Consider the following 19876-nt stretch of genomic DNA (forward strand, 5'->3'; position numbering starts at 1 on the left):
AATATAGTGGTGAAAAGTGAAAAAATTTATATTTTGTTTTTTATGTTTATGGACATTAAACATATTTGCTGCTTCTAAAACTTACCCTAATAAGCTTAATCGTTGTAAAATTACTAGAAATATATTTAATGATTATGAACCGAAAGTTTTTGAAACTACTAATAATTTATTACGTAAAACAGGAAGATTATCAAAATTTTACGGTGAAAGGATATTAATTAAAGGAAAAGTATTAGATCAAAATTGCGTACCTGTTGCGGATGCTAAAGTTTATTTATGGCAAGCAGGAAGCGGAGGTAAATATCCTTACGAACCTTTAAAAACTAGAGTTGATAAAAGAAGATTTACAAGTAAAAGCGATTCAAGCTTTACCGGTTCCGGTATTGCTACTACTAATAATAAAGGAGAATATTACTTTATTAGCATGTTGCCTTATAAATCTTCTCGTTATTTGAGCAATGCAAATATAAGAATAGAGCATCCTAGTCTTACTACTCTCGAAACACGCTTAGACTTATCTGATAAAAATATGTGTGATGATGAGTGTGGTGAAGTAAATCCGATATTAATCGAACCGCAAGAAAATATGCCGTCTTATTGTTTTGACTTAGTTTTGCAAGGCACGACGCTTAAGAGGTATTGATACAGTACGTCATTGCGAGGAAAATTACGAAGTAATTTGACGAAGCAATCTCAGGATATTTGACGAGGTTGCCACGCAGTCTATGACTGCTCGCAATGACGTGTTGCCTCTTTCTGCGGTGCTTCTAAAGGCTTTTTTATACCACAACTACATAATGTAAATGCTAATACGAATAAATAAAATGTCTTCATTACTATAAATTATTATATGACCTTAAGAAATTATAATAAATATCTTATATGTATTATAGTATTTTTATTATCTATAATAATTTTTATTCCTAAAATTCATGCTAAGCTCTATGAAAAGCCTAAGGATAAATTAGCCTTTTTAAGGGGTTCAAGCGTGCCTGATAATATAATTTTTTTTGATGAAGAAAAAAATCAATATTCTCTTGATCAGTTTGAAGGAAAGACTATATTGTTAGTGTTTTGGGCTACTTGGAGTGCGCCTTGTGTCAAAGAAATGCCTGATCTTGATATGTTGCAAAAAGATTTTAGGAAATTACCTTTTGCAGTAATTCCGATTTCAGAAGATTATCAAGACATAAAAGTTGTGAAAGAATATTTTAAAAGCTATCAAATAAGATATTTGCCGATTTATCATGATTATAGAAATGAATTATTTAAAGCCTTAGGGGTTGTTAGTTTACCGACTAGTATATTAATAGACCCAAACGGCAAAATAGTAACTAGCTTTGTCGGCAATACAAATTGGTATGACGAAAAAGTTCGAGATACTATTTTATCTGCCATTCCCGGCAATTATCCTGAACCTAAAAATAGTTATAACGAGCAATCTCTGAATAAACCGGCTAAGCCTTTGCTGTCAATAAAAAAGGATGCTATAGTAACTCCAAGTAAATAGACGAAGTGTAATGTGGAAAAGAGCAAGGAGTCTATAAGGCGAGGAGCGGAGCGTATACTTAATAGGTGAGTACCGCAGATCTCTTATAAGACGACGTAGCTAATTTTTCAAATTAAACGAGTATATTAAATTAAAAATGAGTAAAATTAATGAATGAAGTAAATAAATCAACTATGGCGAATGCTGAATTTGATCAGATAATAACCAAACGGCAGATAAGTAAATTAGATCAATTATTTGCTTCGGTTTTTGGTAATTCTAAAGAAGTGATTGCCGTTTTACGCCTTAGCGGTGTTATCGGTAAAGTAAGTACTATGCAATCGGGACTTACGTTAGAATCATTAAATGAACTAATAGAAAAAGCTTTTAAAATAAAGAAATTAAAAGCATTATGTTTAATTATTAATTCTCCCGGCGGTTCTCCGGTACAATCTGAACTTATTGCAAAACGTATTCGTGACCTTGCTAAAGAAAATAAAATAAAAATTTATAGTTTTATTGAAGATATGGCGGCTTCAGGCGGATATTGGCTTGCTTGCAGCGGTGACCGGATATATGCTTTGCCGAGTTCGGTTATCGGTAGTATCGGAGTAGTATCAAGCGGATTCGGTTTTCATGAAGCAATTAATAAACTTGGGATAGAGAGAAGAGTTTATACGGAAGGCAAGAATAAATCAGTATTGGATCCGTTTAAACCTATTAATAAAGATGATCTTAAAATTATCAAAAATTTGCAAAAGCAGGTTTATGAACATTTTATAGAATATGTAAAAACAAGAAGAGCAGGGAAGTTAACTCAGCAAGACGAAATTTTATTTAACGGTGAATTTTGGGCAGGGCAAACGGCGCTTGATTACGGCTTAATTGACGGCATAGGTGATATGTATAGCGTAATGAAAGAAAAATTCGGTGATAATATTAAGTTTCAATATCTGTATGCTAAGCAGTCTTGGCTTAAAAAGAAACTTGGCATGGGAAGTAAGATATTAACCGATAATTTTGCTAATTCTTTAATTGATGCGGTAGAAAATAAAATTATTAACGATAAATTTGATATGAAATAATATGACAATAACACAAGTTAAAATTAAAAAACTAGAAAATTTTTCTGGCAGTCTGCCGGAATATGCTACAGAGCATAGTGCGGGGATGGATTTAATAGCCGCAAACGAGCAACCTATAACAATAAAAGCAGGCGCAATACAGCTAATTCCAACAGGTATCGCTATAGCACTACCGGATTCGTTTGAAGCCCAAATAAGACCCCGTTCGGGTCTTGCCGTTAAACACGGTATCACGGTTGCTAATTCACCCGGTACTATTGATGCAGATTATCGAGGTGAAATAAAGGTCATTCTTATTAATCTCGGTAAAGAAGATTTCATTATAGAAAAAGGCATGCGAATTGCACAGATGATAATCGCAAAGTACGAACGTATATTATGGGAAGAAAGTAGTAGTCTTATGGAAACGATGCGTGGTAGCGGTGGCTTTGGTTCTACGGGTGTTTAGTTGGTCTCTATGTCATTCCCGCGTAGGCGGGAATCCAGAAAAAATAACCTTAATATTGATACAAAAATTACATATTAGGTAAAAATAAACCTATAAAAATAAGTTTTTTATAGGTTTTACTGGATTCCTGCTTTCGCAGGAATGACATAAACGAGCCATGTAACAACGCTTTTAGTAGCTCGTAATGACTATTAGGTATCCACGCAACAAATCATAAAACTTATGAAAATCACAATAAAATTATTAACTTCTATATTCTTGTTATTAGCTTTGAAAGTAAATGCTAATTCTGATGCTGTAGATAATGTTAAGCAAGTTTTTACCTATATCGATCAAAAAAATTGGTCACAAGCCGAAGATTTAGCTCTAGAAGTAAATAATAAAATTTTAACAAAAATTGTACTTTCTCAGAAATATTTAGATAATAAATATTCAGATAATAGTTTTGAACATGTAATAAGGTTTTTATGCAATAACCCGGATTGGCCTCAAAATAAGCTGCTTGAAGAAAGAGCGGAAGAATATCTAAATAATAATACAAATAAAAAAGTAATTTTTGATTGGTTTAGTAAACATCCTCCTCTTACCGGCAAAGGTTATAAATTTTATGCGGCAGCTGCAAGTAGTTTAATCAAAGATCAGAAGATATTACTACCTATTATTAAAGAGGCTTGGGTATACGCCAATTTCACTCCTGAAGAAGAAAATGTATATTACAATAAGTGGCATAAATATTTAACTGCGAGTGATCATTTAGAGCGAATAGAAGAACATTTATGGAAAAATGATATTAGATATGCTAAGCAATCCCTGAAATATGTAGATCAAGGTTACCGTAATTCTTTTAAAGTCCAAATTGCGATTATAGGTAAATCGCCAAATGCTGAAAAGCTTTTTAAAAGTGTTCCTGAAAAATACTATACTTCCGGTTTATTATATCGTTATTTAGATTTTAAAAAAATGCAAAAGCCGACAAAGGAAATTATTACTTTGTTTAAGAAAGCTAAAAATAACCGTAAACATTTTGCTAAATGGTGTCGTATTCAGTCCTATTATGCGCGTGAATTCATCGATTACAAAGATTTTGCTAATAGCTATAGAATGGCAACGCTTCCTTTTGCTACTTGTCCTGAAACTATAAGGGAGCAGGAGTGGTTTGCGGGCTGGCTTTCTTTAAGTTTTTTAAAAAAGCCTGATCAAGCATTAGTACATTTTAATAAGTTTATTAAAGTTGTTAAGACTCCGATTAGTTTGGCACGTGGGTTTTATTGGCTCGGTCGTACTTATGCAGCAAAAGATGATAAGCAAACGGCTAGAAAATTTTACGAGCAGGCAGCCAAATATTCTTTTACCTTTTATGGGCAGGTAGCAAATATTGAATTAAATAGGACAAAGCTAGTTTTACCTCCTATTCCCGTAATAACTTCTGAAGAAAGGAAAATTATAGAAAATAAAGAGATTATTAAAGCAATAAGGTTATTGGTTAAATATAATAAAAACTACTTAGCCCTGATATATTCCAAAGCAGCAATGAAAAACACTAAAAATTCTGCAGAAATTCAAATAATTGCGAATATTATTAAAGCAAATAATAATACCAATCATATGGTTGAGGTGGCAAAAATTGCCGCCCAAAATAATGCTTTTATTCCGGATTGTGCTTTTCCAACGCCTTATAATCTAGTAGGTTTGCCTATCCCACCTCATTTAACTTATGGAATAATTAGACAAGAATCGGTTTTTGATCATAAAGCAGTAAGTTATGCAAATGCTATGGGTCTCATGCAACTTATTAAAGGTACTGCTTGCGATACCGCAAGATCCATAAATGTTAAATGTAATGTAGCAGACTTAACTAGAAATCCGGTATATAATATTAAACTTGGTTCGCATCATTTCAAAAAATTATTAGATGATCATAAAGGTTCTTATATTCTATCCATTGCTTCTTACAATGCCGGAAGTCATAATGTAGTAAAATGGATAGATAGGTTTGGTGATCCAAGGGATATAAAAGATACAAGAAAAGTTATTGACTGGATAGAACTTATACCTTATCGAGAAACAAGAGATTACGTTCAAAGAGTACTTGAAAATGTTCAGATTTATCGGGTAATCTTAAATAAGAATAGTAGTTTGTACTTTAAGCGTGACTTACATGCTTGTGATATAGCAAAAAGTTAATTTCTATTAGTGTTTTATTGTGACATATAGTAATATATAAGTATAATATGGACACTAATTAAAAATATGAATTAAGGAGGAGAGTATGAAAAAATTAGAGCAACACTTTAAAAAACAGCGTAATGATACCGATATTCAAGTAAAGAAATATAAAAACGATCTTGATGTAATCGGCATTAGATATGACCATAAATCTGCACATGTTGCAGTTCCAAATCATGCTACCGGCGGGTTTGAATATTTTAAATGGGATTGGATGACAAGCACTACGGGTAGTCATTCAGAAATAGTACCAAGATTTAAGAAAATAGTAAGCACTTTAAAAGAAGCTAAAAGTAACCCAGCCCAGTATGAAAACTTAGTATCTAACTTGGATGCTAGTACTAAAAATGCACTTGAGGCTACTATGAAGAGTAATAATATTACTGTACCGACACAAGACACTAATAAGGTAATGTCAGAAATATTATCAGGAATGCAAACATGGCTAGATACAAAAAGTCATATCCCTATGGACCTTAAACAAAAATTCTTAGATTTAGGTTCTAATAATTTAGAACTATTCATAAAAGCTGCTTATAACAAATTTAACAATACGTGGATAGTTAAAGAGTTTCTTGATAATGCTGTAAAAACTGGAGAAGAAGGTAGAAAATATCTAGCCGATTGTGATTGTAGTTCAACTGACCAGCTATGGACAAAGCTTGTTGAACCTAAAATAGAAAATCTTAGAATAAGCGAAAATTCAACTGCTAAATCTGAAGATGATGAAATATCAGAGGCTTCGGCGAATAAACTTGGAGAAAAAGTAAAGACTTTAGCACTATCTAATACTCATGAACTACCAGCGCAAAAAGAAGCATTAAAGCTTGTATATGATATGAGGAAAGGTAATATAGATAAAGCAACTGTTGTTAAGAACATTAATTTTTTTGGTCAGGACGCTACTTTATTAGGTTGGTTTGTAGAATATAGTGGCCTTACTATTGATCAAATCAAGGCTAAAGCAGTAGAGCTTACCGGTGATGATGCTGCTTTTTATTTAGAATAGTTTCTTAAGGTTATTCTCATTTTCTATGTCATTTCTATTTCCTTTTATGTCATTCTTAGCTAAAATGGGAATCCAGTGCTTGCCTCTGTCATAGCGTGGCTTGTCCACGGTATCTAGAAAAAATAAAATAAAGACTGGATGCCCCGTGGTCAAGCCACGGCATGACATAGTAGGTTTACCTGTTTATATAACAATACCTATCAATTATATTCATGATTCTTAAAAATATATCTTTACTAATAATATTATTTTTTTCAATATCAACTTTTTCTGCTGGTCATAGTCTAAAAAATATCTTTATTACTGTTGTTGCTCCAGCAACAGGAGCGGATAATAAAACCTTGTCGGATTTAAAAAATATTAATGGACTAAATTTACAAATTCCTTCTAAGTGTTATGCTAAAGGTAAGCTACCCTTTCTTGCAAGTAGCGATGAAGTAAGGTTTAATTGCCTGCAGGATGCATTATTTGATGAGTCTGATAATATAGTATGGAGTTTACGAGGTGGTTACGGCTCTGCGAGAATAATTCCCGATTTACTAAAGCTATCAAAACCAAATAAAGAGAAATTCTTTATAGGATATAGCGATATAACGGCGTTACATCTTTTTCTATCACAAGAATGGGGCTGGAAAACTATTCACGGCAGTAATATAGCCGATCTCTTAAAGCCGGAACAAGATCAAGGTAATTTTACCAAGCTTGCTGAAATATTAAAAGGTAAAGTAAAGGAGGTTACTATAGATAATTTAGTGCCTCTTAACGATATAGCAAAATCAAGTGATCTTGTTAACGGCAAGCTAACAGGCGGTAACTTAACTATGGTGCAGACTAGTATAGGAACGAGTTGGCAAATAAAGACTAAGGGCAAAATTCTTTTTTTAGAAGATGTGAATGTAGCTCCTTTTAGATTAGATCGTGAGCTTTTACACTTAAAGCAAGCAGGGTTACTTGAGGATGTTAAGGCTATAATATTTGGTTCATTTGGTAAAGATCTTGATGCCACAATGTTAGTGCTTCGTAATTTTGCAGATAGTTTAGATATACCGGTATTTAAAACAAATAGATTCGGTCATGAAAAAATTAACGATCCGATTATTTATAATACGAATAGTAAGATTATTAAAAGTAAAGAATTTAAGTTAGTGATGGGGTTGTAAAGTACTATTGCGAGCAGTTGCTCAGCCATCATTGCGACCGACTGAAAGCCTTGTTGCATGGTTTGTTTATGTCATTCCCGCGTAGGCGGGAATCCAGTACTTTAAAACTTTTTTTAAAGCTCGATTTATCTCGCTGTACCCTAGATTCCCGCCTACGCGGGAATGACATCGAGTCTTAAGTTGATACCCATGCACCTTCGCAGGAATAATGACATAATTAGCCTATCGACTCAAATGCAAATAATCATTATACTTTGATAAATTCAAATCATAAGAAAAGCATTTATTTGTAATGTAATGTTCAAGTAATTTTACTAATCCTGCTTTATGTCTATTTAAAGTTTCGATGCTTAAAGCTATTTCCGTTGTTTGCACATAAGGTTCGGTACTAGTTATTTTTACGTAGGCAATAGTAATATTGTTATTCATAACTGGATTCCCGCTTTCGCGGGAATAACACAAAAGGGGTTGGGGATGACATAACAGGGACAGAGAATTACATTTCGTAAATCCGTTTTCTAGTAACATCAAACTTTCTATGATAAGTTGCGGAGAGAGTCCAAGTTCTATTTCTTTCTTAGTCGGAATAGTACCGGTCTTATAATCTAGTATAGTTATATTGTTTGATTTACTTATTTCAATTCGGTCAGCTATACCGATTATTTTTATATCTTGACCTACAATGTTTAGCCGTAACTCCCCTTTAGTTTCAAAATAGATTTCTTTGCAGTTTTTTCGGCGTTCTATATCAAATAAAATAAAAGCTTTGCTGAAAGCCGTGAGTTTTATTTGCCAAGTTTTTTTTGTGTAGCTTGGTAAAATAGTGCTATATAAAATATGATTACCGATATTTATTAAAGCATTTTGTTTATCAAGCAAATTTAAATTAATATATTGTTTGTCGTAATTTTTAGAATATTCCTCTAAAACTTTATGAATCAAATTACCGAAATCCGATATTTTAGGCTCTTCCCATATATGATCTTTTTTACGTAGTCCAAGAATTTTCTTAGCATAAAAACCGTATGGGTTTCTTATTAATGTTTCTATTTCGGTTACTGATAAGGTGGTTGGGAAAGAGGGGCTGTGGATCTCAATACTCTTGTCATACCGTGGCTTGACCACGGTATCCATATAATTACTAGACCCCGTGATCAAGTCACGGGGTGACACAGAACCTTTTTCTAGCTTCAAAAATAAATTACTCGGCACTGACAACTTCCCATCATATTTTTTAGCATTCAGTATAACTATTTGTTTATTTTGTAGAAATAAATTGAAGTAATCTGAATATAGAGTAGGGGCGATTTCATCGTAATCTATATTTAGTATCTGCAAGGCTTTCTTGCTAAGCCATGGGTGAGCTTTAGCACTAAGTGTCCAGTTTTCATTATTAAAATGCGGTAATATAATTAAGTCAAATTCACATAATGCTAAATCTTCAGGCCGTCCTATAATAATACTAGTAGTGTTGGTATTTTTGTAATGTTTGATATTAGAAAGTAAAAAAGAAAAAATTTTAGGAAAATCCTTTTTATCCGTTGAATTTATATATTTACTATATGCGGTTAAATTTGTTAAAAACTCAAGTAGTTCTGCTCCTCCTTCTTTTTCCCAAATAGTAGGCAAAAGTTTTTTAGTTATTTCTTTAGTTAAGGTTAGAATAGCTTGTATATTATGTGGAGTATCGGTAAATAAAATATCTATTAAGTTACGGCAATACTCTCTTATATCCTCATTATCAAATTGTAATTGCAATAAATATTTCGGTGAGGATATAAAACGGTTTTTATTAGATAGCATTAACTCTAACTGCTGCACAGTAGGGCAGTTAATTAAAGGATTTTTAAGTAATAAAAATAGAAGTTTTAAATCAAAATTATTACATAATATTTTAATAATGGAAGTTAGTAATTCACCTATATTAGTAAGCCTTAAGTCATTACCTAGTAGATCTTCATATTTGTCTAAAAAATTACAATATACTCTTTTAAGCTTATTATTATTTGTAACGATTGCAATCCGTCTGTCTTTATTACGGCTACATATATAAGCTATTTGTTTAGTTTCTTCATAAATGTCATTAGGTTCATAATAAGATATACCATCGCTAATCTGCTTGGAAGCAGGATTATAGTGAATTATGTAATCCTTTAATTCTTCTTCAAATCTTTTGAAAAAAACATTAGGCTTGAATATTCCGGCGAGTATTACCTGCTTATGTCCCTTTTTTATTTTTATTATTTTTTCTTGTAATAGTTTGAATTTATAAACTGCTTTAGTTTGTTTTTGAGTACACGATATTTCTTCTTGCCATCTTAAAAAGCAATATTCTAGAAATTTATAAATCTTTTGCCAATAGTTAGAATTGTTATAGACTTCAATTAATTTTATATCGATATTATTGATTATAAGATCATTAAACAATTTTCTTAAAAGTTCTGCAGCTTTTAATGATTCATTTTTATTAAAAGGTAATTCTTTATATTCGGTGATAATGGATGATAAAATAAGTAATTCTTCTATTTTAGATATATAATCCGAATCGTTTTTTTTTGAAATAAGAGAATTAAAAGGAATAATGATAGGTAATTTAATTTTATATTTATCGGTTAAAATCTTCTTTAATTCTAGGCATGAGAAATTATTAGGCAATATTATTTGAACTTCTGTACCTTTACCTAATTTATCAATGATATACTCAGCAAAACTTTTCAAAAAAGAATAATCAGCAGTCATAAATAATGTTTTTGACGATAATATAGCAGATCAAAGGTCCGAGAAATCTTATTTAAAATGATAATATAGAAAATGATAATATAGTACAATAAATAATATTTGATTATTAGTTTCTTATTAAGTATCTTAAAATATATTAATTTAAATTTAATAAATAAGGTATCATATGAAAATTTTTATTATATTATTTACTATTATAGTCTCTATAACATGAGCTTATGCTAATAATTTAAACTCACATATAGCTTATTGTGATAATATACAAGTAGAACAACAAGAAGATTTGGTAATACAAAAATTGGTTAAACTATTTGTGACTGAAATGAATTGTATTATTAGCGGCTGTTTACAACAATGGGATGTGCAAGATAATCGGGTAAAATATTCAATTGCTTGGCAAGAACAATGTGGACCTGTAATTTATGGTCAGTATCAACTAGAAGACAATGGTAGAGGTTCTACTTTCGTATATGAACGCTCTAAAAATTCCGTATGTTGCCGCTTGGATATGAATATAATAAAGCGTTTGTAATATGTTCATCTAATGATGTTAAAAACTAATATTTACTTACTAACTTTTACGAATTCTTTAAATAATTCTAAATCTACTCCATTATCGTTAAGATATTCAGGATGCCATTGAACGCCGATAACAAATTTATGTTTTGTTGATTCAATGGCTTCAATTATACCGTCTTCTGCTTTTGCAGATACGATAAGATCATTACCAAGTTGTTTAGCAGCCTGGTGATGAGTCGAATTAACCATAGTTTGTAGCTGATTATTAGCTATTTTAGCAAGTTTAGTATTTGCTTCTATATTAATTGCATGCGAAACGATGTTTTTAGGCGAAGGTTGTGTATGATTAATTACAGTTTCAATATAATCAGGAATATGTTTAATGAGCGTACCCTTAAAAATAACGTTTAATAACTGCATACCTCGGCATATTCCTAAAACCGGAATATCTCTCTCTAATGCTTTCTTTAAAACTAATATCTCAAAATTATCACGTTCTTCATTGGAAACTACTACATCTTCGGCGTATTCCGGCTCATAAAATTTAGGATGTATGTCCTCATCACCGCCTGGCATTACAACACCATCAACAAGTTCCATAAGCTGATTTATTGTATCACTTTGATAAGGTAATAATAGCGGTACACCGCCGGCTGCAATAATCGCATCGGTATAGTTTCTTCGCAAGGCGTACCATGGAAAAGCAGCGTAAGTATATTTTTCACAATTTTGAGCTAAATCAGGTGTAACACCTATTATCGGTTTTTTATACATTTTATTATCGTTTTATTATTTTTCTGTCAGCTATGTCATTCTTCATAGTACCGGACAGTGCATAAAGGTCCCGTCATTGCGAGCCAGTATTTATGCTGACGTGGCAATCTCAGGAGTTTTTTTTATATTATCTTATGAGATTGCCGCGTCGTTGCTAACGCAACTTCTCGCAATGATGACTTGGCATCCACGCAGCAAAGCCACTATTACCCCTCAATATGCGGTGGTGTTTCAAAAGTATGGAACGGCGGTGGTGAGGTAAGTGTCCACTCTAATGTGTCTGCTCCTTCTCCCCAAGGATTGTTTGGACAATCTTTGCCGTATTTTAGCGTATAGAAAACGATAAATACAAAATAAAGGGCAGCAAACATAGAAATACCTGCTCCTATCGACGAAACCATATTCCAGCCGGCGAAAGCTTCAGGGTAGTCCGGTATTCTTCTTGGCATACCCGCAAGACCTAAGAAATGCTGCGGGAAGAAAGTTAAATTAACACCTATAAAGGTAATCCAAAAATGAATTTTGCCTAAAATGTCCGGATATTGTTTACCGGATATTTTGCCAAACCAATAATAAAAGCCTGCAAATGCCGTAAATAAAGCACCGAGCGACATCGTATAATGGAAATGTGCAACAACATAATATGTATCGTGCAGAACTCTATCAAGTGCCGAATTTGATAGGATTATGCCGGTTACGCCGCCGATCGTGAATAATATAATAAATCCTATCGAAAATAGCATAGGAGTTGGGAATGTAATCGAACCACCCCACATAGTCGCTATCCAGCTAAATATTTTAATACCCGTCGGAACTGCTATAATCATCGTTCCGGCAGTGAAATATATAAGTGCATTATAAGAAAGCCCAACAGTAAACATATGGTGAGCCCATACGATAAATCCAACAAAGCCTATTATCACCATAGCCCCGACCATACCTTGATAGCCGAATATAGGTTTGCGTGAAAAAGTTGAAATAACTTGACTTACTATACCAAAGCCTGGAAGTATTACGATATATACTTCAGGATGACCAAAAAACCAAAATAGATGCTGAAATAATACAGGATCACCGCCGCCGTCAGGCTTAAAGAAAGTAGTTCCAAAATTACGATCTGTAAGTAGCATAGTAATAGCTCCACCAAGTACCGGCATAGCAAGAATTATTAGAAATGCGGTAACTAAAATAGACCAAACGAATAACGGCATCTTGAAAAGCCCCATTCCCGGAGCTCTCATATTAAAGATAGTAACGATTAAGTTAATTGATCCAAGGATTGACGATAAACCGGTTAAATGTAAACTGAAAATAGCCATATCAACGGCTGCACCGGGGTGACCACTTAAATTACTTAAAGGAGGGTAGAGCGTCCAGCCCGTTCCCGGCCCACCGTCAACAAAAGCTGATCCCATAAGTAAAAGAAAAGCAGGAACTAGTAGCCAAAAACTGATATTGTTAAGGCGTGGAAATGCCATATCGGGAGCCCCTATTAACAGAGGTACGAAATAGTTACCAAAGCCACCGAACAAAGCCGGCATAATCATAAAGAATACCATAATAACCGCATGTGCTGTGATAAGCACGTTATATAGCTGGAAATCATGATTTAAGAAAGTGCCGCCGGGCATTGCAAGCTCTAACCTAAAAAGCAGTGAGAACAAACCTCCGACAATTCCAGCAAAAACGGCAAATATGATATACATAATGCCGATATCTTTGTGATTGGTAGAAAAAAGCCATCGCCTCCAACCGTGTGGGGTGTGGTGGTCAGCGTGATAAATTGCGGTAGTAGTTATATCCATAATTATTATTCTGCCTGTTTTAATTTTTCGATATCTGCGCCAACAATTGCCGGAGTATTCCGAGTGATTTTATCATAATCCCAATCCCACCATTTAATTTCAAGTAATTGCTCAACTATCTCATCAGGAAATCTATAGCGTACTATCTTTGCAGGATTACCGGCAACAATACTATACGGTGGTACATCTTTAGCTACTACTGAGCAAGCACCGACATAGCAATAGCACAAAATTTTCCTATAATCAATTTAACAAAATAAGCTCCTCTAACATTTTCATATTCAAATTTCTCAGGGTGATTAGCGTTAAGTGTAATCTCCGACTATTATATTTGGATTATGGATAAAATGTTTTAAAAATATCGTTTCTTTCGCTTGTTTAGGAAAAAGATGGGGATCAGGGTTATTGTGGTTAGTCATATATTAAAAAATTTAAAGTAATAGTTTTAGTTTATAAAATACTTTCTTTATAATGCTTCTTTACCTGCTGAATCATCACTACTTAATAATTTCTTGATGTCGATTAGAATCGGTTATATTGTTTAGTAATTTATCTAGTTCAGATATTTTTGTATTATAATTTGTCCATAGAACTTCTAAATATAATTAATAATTAGTTAGCTGCCAATTTTGGCTTCTTGTCATTCATAGCCGTCTTATTCTTGCTTGCAATCCAATTGTTAAAATCCTCTTTACTTACTACTTCTATAGCAATCGGCATGAAGCCGTGATGGATGCCGCATAGTTCGGAGCATTGTCCATAATATACGCCTTTTTTAGCCACTCTTGTCCAGGTTTCGTTTATTCTGCCTGGGACTGCGTCTATTTTAAACCCAAGTGATGGAACGGCAAAACTATGTATTACGTCACCTGCGGTAATGAGAAACCTTACGGTAGCATTTTCAGGGATAACAATTCGATTATCAACATCTAATAATCTTTTTTGGTTAGGTTTTAAATTCTCATCAGAGATCATTACGCTATCAAATTCTAAATTATCATGATCAGGATATATATAATGCCAATACCATTGATAACCTACTACTTTAATAGTTAAATCCGTTTCAGGTATTTTTTCGGCATGACGCAATATTTTAAAAGACGGCACTGCAATAATAACTAAAATTATTATAGGTATTATAGTCCAAATTATTTCTATTAAAACATTATGTGAAAATTTGGCTGGTACGGGATTATTTTTTGCATTAAATCTGATGCATACAAAGCCAAGTAATCCGGCAACAAATAAAACAATAGCTGTTGAGATATAAAGCAGAAAATTATGAAAATGATGTAATTCCTCCATAATCGGACTTGCCGGCGGTTGGAACGTTACTTGCCAAGGTAACGGCTCGGAAGCAAAGCAATTACTACTAACAATCAAAAAACAAATTAAAGCAATAGACATCTTTCCAAATTTCGCTTTTGGAGGTAATTTATACGTCGATCCGGTACTCGAATCCTCACGTACGCTTTTGTACGCTGCGGTTCGAGGGGAAGTGTCTCCTTTAAATTCCTCTCTATAAGCTGGTTTGGAAAGATGTCTAATAATATTTTGCATAGCACATATAAAGTTATTTATATTTAATATAAATGGATATACAGTTTTATTAAAGTAAAAATCGATAAATCTTTGTAAAAACTACATATTTTTAATAATATTTGAGCTAGAAAGTGTACCTATATTAGGATGTTGCAGTAAGTCAATAACTTCTATTACTTTCGCATTTATTAATTTTGCTTGAATTGATTTATTTATTAACTGAGGATCGTGCTTTGTTACGGCGATTACAGAAGGACAAATATTTTGCACTAACCGAGCGTAATCATTAAAATCTTTTAGTTTAGGTAATATAAGTACTTTATCAACAAATGTGAAAGAACTTAAAATTTTTGCTCGTTGTAATTGATTATGGATAGGTTGACGTTTTTTATATTTAATAATTGTTTCATCCGGCTCTAAAGCAACGATTAAGTATTTACCGTGTTTTTTAGCTTTGCGTAGAAATTCTATATGACCGTAATGTAATAAATCAAAACAACCGCCTACTAGAACTATTTCACTATTTATAGGACAGTTTTTATTTAAAGAAATATTCTCATAATATTCTATTTTGGGTAATTTGACAGTATTATGGCTAGATGAGCAGGACATAAGATTTATAAAAATTAATAAAAATAGGACAAGTCTAGGCATAATATTTATCTATATAAGTTAATGAAAATTAACTTATATAAAAAATTAAATTTTAATCAATAAAAAACTAATAAGACAGAAATAAAACAAAATTTTACAATTTTCTATTGTAATTTGTTTGTATATGGTTCATATTATTATTAGTAATGAAAAATTGATTCAAATAATCTTCAGAGCAATTTTAATGAATGATACCGCACTATCTTATGATTTTAATGGCATATTACCATCATCTTTTATTAGTGCACGTCTCAGGAAAATCCTCACCTCTGCCTCCTTATTATTATTTATAGGATTAGTTGTTTTTGTCTCTTTTGCCATTAATAATTATGTTAACGACACTTTATCCATAACTTTAGTACAACCTGATAGTAGTGAAGAAGAAACAATTTCATTTAAAGAAGTAGTAGTAAAAAAAGGCGATACTATAAAGTCAATTTTGATAGAACAACATATCCCTAAAAATGAAATAGACAAAATTGTAAGTTTAATAAAAGAGGGAAGATTATCTTCTGCTCTTAAAATAGGGCAGCAAATTACTTTTGAATATGAAACAAAAATTACCGAAAACGAGGATGAAGATTTAACCTCAGAGGTAGCATTTTTAAATAAAATCGTTATAATTATCGATAAGCTAAAAACTATTGAAGTAATTAGAGAAGGTGATAATTTTAAAGTTGAAGAAATTGTAGTACCTTTAAATAAAAAAGTTGCTAAATCGTCGGTAAGTATTGAAGCAAATTTTATGTCAGCTCTTAAAAAACTGGGCTTATCGAATAACAGTATAATAGAGCTGATTAATGCTTATGCTTATCAAATCGATTTTCAGCGTCAAATAAAAAGCGGTGATACTGCAACCGTAATAACGGAAAAATACGTAACAGAAGACGGTAAATTTTCCCACCATGGTAAAATTCTATATGTTTCATTAAATCTTTCAGGGAAAGAATATAATATATATCGTTATTCTCATGACAATGACGCAAATAATTATGCATTTTTTTCCGAAGACGGTAAAAGCGTAAAAAGAAGCTTACTTAAAACTCCGCTAAAAGTTATAAAAGTTTCTTCACATTACGGTAATAGAAAGCATCCGATACTCGGTTATACTAAAATGCATAAGGGGGTTGACTTTGCAGCTCCAACCGGTACGCCTATATATGCCGCAGGAAACGGAGTTATAACAGAAATAGGTTGGAAGTCGGGTTATGGAAAATTTATTCAGGTAAAACATAGTGGTACGCTATCTACTGCTTATGCGCATGCTTCAAATTTTGCAAAAAATTTAAAAGTGGGAAGTATCGTAAAACAAGGACAAATCATCGCATATGTCGGAAGTACCGGCAGAGCTACAGCTCCACATTTACATTATGAAGTTAAAATTGATGGCAAACATGTTAATCCTATGTCAGTTAAAACAACACCGGGTATAGAATTAAACGGAAAAAATTTAGAGAAATTTAAACAATTTAAAAAAGAAATAAAAACTTTAAATGTTAAGCTTGATAAGGAATTGCAAGCTGATAAAGCCGCCACAGTTTCATTGTAGAGTGAATCCTTGTCATACCGTAATCAACTTGGTTGTTGTACGACTCTTATGTCATTCCCGCGAAAGCGGGAATCTAGTAAAATCTATAAAAAACTTGTTTTGTATAGGTTTATTTTATCAAATATATAATTTTGTATTTAATATTAAGGTTGTTTTTTTCTGGATTCCCGCTTTCGCGGGAATGACATTTACAATTATGCTCCCACTACTAAAAAAACTATATCTCACATTTGCTCGTAGTAGTCGTATAATAATAACCTTAGTGATTGTTGATCAGTTAAGTAAATGGTGGTTTATTGAGAATTTGAGATGGAAGCCGGGCTTAATGCTTAAGGTTACTTCTTTCTTAAATATGGTTTATACTTGGAATTACGGTATTAGCTTTGGTCTAATGCGTGAATATTATCAATATAGCAATGCTATTTTCTTAATAACGAACACGATTATTGTCTGTTATTTATATTATTTGATGATACGTTCAAAAACGATCGGAAGCTTTGTCGGTTATAGCTTTGTAATCGGCGGAGCTGTTGGTAATCTAATTGATAGATTTTTTAGAGGAGCAGTTTTTGACTTCATCCATTTTCATTATCAGAATTATAGCTTCCCCGTATTTAATTTAGCTGATTGCTTTATTACAATAGGAGTAATTATCTTAATAGAAGATTATTATAGTACTAAAAAAGTTATTGAAGAAAAGGCTAAAGGGAATTATGATAATGCTAAAATTGAAGCTATGGCTGAAAAAATTCGTAATACCGATAAGGGTGGTAACGATAAAATAGACTCCTTGCAAAATTCAACTTATAGAGAGAAATTTGAAGGAAACACGGAACACAGAACCGTAGCGTAGTAGACCTACGTGAGGATTCGAGTACCGGATTGACGTACAAATTACCTCTAGAAGTGTATTTTGCAAGGAGTCTAATATAATTTAGGTTTATAGGGTGTTTAAGTGAAAAAGATTTTTTTATTATTTACTGTCTTATTAATTACTTCTGCTTGTAGTAAAAAGTTAAAAGAAACCGTAGGTATATCAACAGCTGGACCTAATGAGTATCAAGTACAGCGTGCTAAAGCACTAGAAGTTCCGCCTCATTATTATTTACCTGATCCTGGGCATAATAGCAAAACAACTTACAGTAATGTAAAAGGACAAGGTGAATTTAATGAAGGTGAACAAGCATTAATGCAGGACATGAATTAGTATACTTGATCAACTTCAAAAATTGGCTACGTCGTTTTACAAGATCTGCGGTGCTCACGTATTAAGTATACGCTCCGCTCCTCGACTTGTAAACTCCTTGCTCTTTTTGAAGTTGATCTTCATATACCTGTTCTTGAATACTAAGACTGCAATGTTCTTTCAAATTAATTCATGAATTCTCATACAAAACAAAAAATAGGTGTTTTTGGGCTTGGTAAAACCGGTATATCGGTTTACGAGGAATTGCAAAATAAATATGATGTAATTGTTTATGATGATTTAAAAGCAAATAGAGATATATTTGAAGAATTATATAGTAAAACCGCTATCGCTGCTTTATCTGATTCAAGATGGCAAAATTTAGATACAATTGTCTTAAGTCCTGGAATTCCTTTAACGCATGAGATAGTCAATATTGCAAAAAATTTTAATATTCCAATCACTTCTGATATAGACTTATTATTTGCAAAATCAAAAAACTTAAAATTTATAGCTATAACCGGTACAAACGGTAAAAGTACTACTACTGCTTTAATAAGCCATATCTTAAATAGTAGCGGTTTAGACTATCCGGTTGCCGGTAATATTGGAGTTTCTGCTTTGCAAGCTAAAGCAAGTAAGGATGGATATGTACTTGAATTGTCTTCTTTTCAGCTAGATCTAGTCAAAACCTTTACAGCTAAAATAGCCGTGCTTCTTAATATAACTCCCGACCATTTAGATAGACATCAGGATATGACCTGCTATATTGCAGCAAAATCTAAGATCTTTGATCGAATGGATCAAGAGAGTTATGCGGTAATTAATATCGATAATGATTATTGTCGTGAAGTCTTTATAAAATTGCAGCAAGAGCAGCGTATAAAGCTAATTCCTTTTTCGGTTACTAAAATTCTTGAAAACGGTATTTCGGTAGTTGATGATAAAATTAGCGCTAATTTTTTTGATGATATAAGTTTTGAATTACAGCGTAATTCAGAAAGTTTTAGACAAGATGAATTTCAAGGTGAGCCTGCGGAGCGTATAAAAATACGTGAACACAGGCGAGACCTGCAAAATTCACTTGTATCAAGCTTTATGCATTATGCTGTACCTTTTAATAAAAACCTGCAAGGAGTTCATAATTGTGAGAATATTGCAGCAAGTTATGCAGTAGCTAAAATAATAGGAGTAGAACCTAAAAAAATACTTGAATCTATAAGTAGTTTTCAAAGTTTACCTCATAGAATGCAATATATCGGTAGTATAAATAATATAAGTTTTTACAATGATAGTAAAGCGACAAATGCCATATCTGCCGTGCAATCAATTAAAGCACTCGATAATATTTACTGGCTTGCGGGAGGAATCCCTAAAGAGGGTGGTATTGAGGAAATAAAGCCTTATTTCAGTCAAATTAAGAAAGCTTATTTTTATGGTCAAGCTAAAGAAATATTTGCAAATACTGCTAAGAATATAGTAGATTTTGTAATATGTGATAATCTTGAGCAGGCTTTCGATCTTGCTTATAAGGATGCAGTAGGTGATAACGCGGAGGTAAAAAATATCTTGTTAGCACCTAGTTGTAGCTCATATGATCAGTTTAAAAATTTTGAAGAGCGTGGCGAGTTGTTTATAAAATTGTGTAGTATCCTGTCACCCCGTGGCTTGACCACGGGGTCTAGTTAAAA

At 32.6% G+C, this 19876-nt stretch carries 17 protein-coding genes and 1 pseudogene; 12 read left to right on the plus strand and 6 right to left on the minus strand.

Annotation, left to right across the window (positions count from 1 at the left end):
- The first annotated feature begins 16 nt into the window (after positions 1-16).
- The 7 genes from RMA_RS03000 to RMA_RS03030 all read left to right on the plus strand — a co-directional run bounded on the left by RMA_RS03000 (position 17) and on the right by RMA_RS03030 (position 7417).
- A complete protein-coding gene (locus RMA_RS03000) occupies positions 17-643 on the plus strand; it encodes a dioxygenase (RefSeq protein ID WP_012152728.1) in 627 nt (208 codons plus the stop codon).
- Positions 644-850: 207 nt separating this feature from the next.
- Positions 851-1510, plus strand: a complete 660-nt coding sequence (locus RMA_RS03005) for a TlpA disulfide reductase family protein (protein WP_041404647.1) — start codon at positions 851-853, stop codon at positions 1508-1510.
- Positions 1511-1659: 149 nt separating this feature from the next.
- Positions 1660-2574: a S49 family peptidase gene (locus RMA_RS03010; protein WP_012152730.1), complete on the plus strand. Its 915-nt coding sequence runs from the start codon at positions 1660-1662 to the stop codon at positions 2572-2574.
- 1 nt (position 2575) lies between these two features.
- Positions 2576-3022: a dUTP diphosphatase gene (gene dut, locus RMA_RS03015; RefSeq protein WP_012152731.1), complete on the plus strand. Its 447-nt coding sequence runs from the start codon at positions 2576-2578 to the stop codon at positions 3020-3022.
- 222 nt (positions 3023-3244) lie between these two features.
- Entirely contained in the window at positions 3245-5206 is a 1962-nt protein-coding gene (locus RMA_RS03020) for a lytic transglycosylase domain-containing protein (RefSeq protein ID WP_041404648.1), read from the plus strand.
- Between the two features lie 85 nt (positions 5207-5291).
- Positions 5292-6257 (plus strand): hypothetical protein, encoded by a 966-nt coding sequence (locus tag RMA_RS03025; RefSeq protein ID WP_041404649.1) that lies wholly within the window; start codon positions 5292-5294, stop codon positions 6255-6257.
- A 212-nt stretch (positions 6258-6469) separates the two neighbouring features.
- Positions 6470-7417: an LD-carboxypeptidase gene (locus RMA_RS03030; protein ID WP_041404650.1), complete on the plus strand. Its 948-nt coding sequence runs from the start codon at positions 6470-6472 to the stop codon at positions 7415-7417.
- Positions 7418-7639: 222 nt separating this feature from the next.
- Here RMA_RS03030 and RMA_RS03035 read toward each other — a convergent pair whose 3' ends face one another.
- Positions 7640-10156: a PD-(D/E)XK nuclease family protein gene (locus tag RMA_RS03035; protein ID WP_041404651.1), complete on the minus strand. Its 2517-nt coding sequence runs from the start codon at positions 10154-10156 to the stop codon at positions 7640-7642.
- Positions 10157-10439: 283 nt separating this feature from the next.
- On the opposite strand from RMA_RS03035, the gene RMA_RS03040 reads away from it, so the two are divergent.
- Positions 10440-10688, plus strand: a complete 249-nt coding sequence (locus RMA_RS03040; protein ID WP_041404652.1) for a hypothetical protein — start codon at positions 10440-10442, stop codon at positions 10686-10688.
- A 32-nt stretch (positions 10689-10720) separates the two neighbouring features.
- On the opposite strand, the gene RMA_RS03045 is transcribed toward RMA_RS03040, so the two are convergent.
- The 5 genes and pseudogenes from RMA_RS03045 to RMA_RS03065 form a co-directional block, all read right to left on the minus strand.
- Positions 10721-11449 (minus strand): gamma-glutamyl-gamma-aminobutyrate hydrolase family protein, encoded by a 729-nt coding sequence (locus RMA_RS03045; RefSeq protein WP_012152737.1) that lies wholly within the window; start codon positions 11447-11449, stop codon positions 10721-10723.
- A 206-nt stretch (positions 11450-11655) separates the two neighbouring features.
- A complete protein-coding gene (gene ctaD / locus RMA_RS03050; RefSeq protein WP_041404653.1) occupies positions 11656-13254 on the minus strand; it encodes a cytochrome c oxidase subunit I in 1599 nt (532 codons plus the stop codon).
- Positions 13255-13259: 5 nt separating this feature from the next.
- Positions 13260-13673, minus strand: a pseudogene (locus tag RMA_RS03055) (acetyltransferase).
- Between the two features lie 193 nt (positions 13674-13866).
- Positions 13867-14814 (minus strand): cytochrome c oxidase subunit II, encoded by a 948-nt coding sequence (gene coxB / locus RMA_RS03060; RefSeq protein WP_041404654.1) that lies wholly within the window; start codon positions 14812-14814, stop codon positions 13867-13869.
- Between the two features lie 81 nt (positions 14815-14895).
- Positions 14896-15408 (minus strand): adenylyltransferase/cytidyltransferase family protein, encoded by a 513-nt coding sequence (locus tag RMA_RS03065; RefSeq protein ID WP_331270637.1) that lies wholly within the window; start codon positions 15406-15408, stop codon positions 14896-14898.
- A 226-nt stretch (positions 15409-15634) separates the two neighbouring features.
- Between RMA_RS03065 and RMA_RS03070 the strand changes: the two genes are divergently transcribed.
- The 4 genes from RMA_RS03070 (at position 15635) to murD (ending at position 19874) form a co-directional block, all read left to right on the plus strand.
- The gene (locus RMA_RS03070; RefSeq protein ID WP_041404981.1) at positions 15635-16999 is read left to right on the plus strand and encodes a M23 family metallopeptidase; all 1365 of its coding nucleotides are present in this window, start codon (positions 15635-15637) and stop codon (positions 16997-16999) included.
- Positions 17000-17195: 196 nt separating this feature from the next.
- Entirely contained in the window at positions 17196-17852 is a 657-nt protein-coding gene (gene lspA, locus RMA_RS03075; RefSeq protein ID WP_049749355.1) for a signal peptidase II, read from the plus strand.
- A 102-nt stretch (positions 17853-17954) separates the two neighbouring features.
- Positions 17955-18206, plus strand: coding sequence for a membrane lipoprotein lipid attachment site-containing protein (locus RMA_RS03080; protein WP_012152742.1), 252 nt, complete (start codon positions 17955-17957; stop codon positions 18204-18206).
- A 171-nt stretch (positions 18207-18377) separates the two neighbouring features.
- Positions 18378-19874, plus strand: coding sequence for a UDP-N-acetylmuramoyl-L-alanine--D-glutamate ligase (murD, locus tag RMA_RS03085; protein WP_012152743.1), 1497 nt, complete (start codon positions 18378-18380; stop codon positions 19872-19874).
- Positions 19875-19876 lie beyond the last annotated feature (2 nt).

The organism is Rickettsia massiliae MTU5, assembly GCF_000016625.1.
Lineage (GTDB): Bacteria > Pseudomonadota > Alphaproteobacteria > Rickettsiales > Rickettsiaceae > Rickettsia > Rickettsia rickettsii.

Coding starts and splice junctions, on each gene's coding strand:
- RMA_RS03045 (WP_012152737.1), bottom strand. CDS start 11,449: ATGTATAAAAAACCGATAATAGGTGTTACACCTGATTTAGCTCAAAAT.
- RMA_RS03020 (WP_041404648.1), top strand. CDS start 3,245: ATGAAAATCACAATAAAATTATTAACTTCTATATTCTTGTTATTAGCT.
- RMA_RS03025 (WP_041404649.1), top strand. CDS start 5,292: ATGAAAAAATTAGAGCAACACTTTAAAAAACAGCGTAATGATACCGAT.
- RMA_RS03005 (WP_041404647.1), top strand. CDS start 851: ATGACCTTAAGAAATTATAATAAATATCTTATATGTATTATAGTATTT.
- RMA_RS03065 (WP_331270637.1), bottom strand. CDS start 15,408: ATGTCCTGCTCATCTAGCCATAATACTGTCAAATTACCCAAAATAGAA.
- dut (WP_012152731.1), top strand. CDS start 2,576: ATGACAATAACACAAGTTAAAATTAAAAAACTAGAAAATTTTTCTGGC.
- RMA_RS03035 (WP_041404651.1), bottom strand. CDS start 10,156: ATGACTGCTGATTATTCTTTTTTGAAAAGTTTTGCTGAGTATATCATT.
- RMA_RS03030 (WP_041404650.1), top strand. CDS start 6,470: ATGATTCTTAAAAATATATCTTTACTAATAATATTATTTTTTTCAATA.
- coxB (WP_041404654.1), bottom strand. CDS start 14,814: ATGCAAAATATTATTAGACATCTTTCCAAACCAGCTTATAGAGAGGAA.
- lspA (WP_049749355.1), top strand. CDS start 17,196: ATGCTCCCACTACTAAAAAAACTATATCTCACATTTGCTCGTAGTAGT.
- RMA_RS03070 (WP_041404981.1), top strand. CDS start 15,635: ATGAATGATACCGCACTATCTTATGATTTTAATGGCATATTACCATCA.
- murD (WP_012152743.1), top strand. CDS start 18,378: ATGAATTCTCATACAAAACAAAAAATAGGTGTTTTTGGGCTTGGTAAA.
- RMA_RS03010 (WP_012152730.1), top strand. CDS start 1,660: ATGAATGAAGTAAATAAATCAACTATGGCGAATGCTGAATTTGATCAG.
- ctaD (WP_041404653.1), bottom strand. CDS start 13,254: ATGGATATAACTACTACCGCAATTTATCACGCTGACCACCACACCCCA.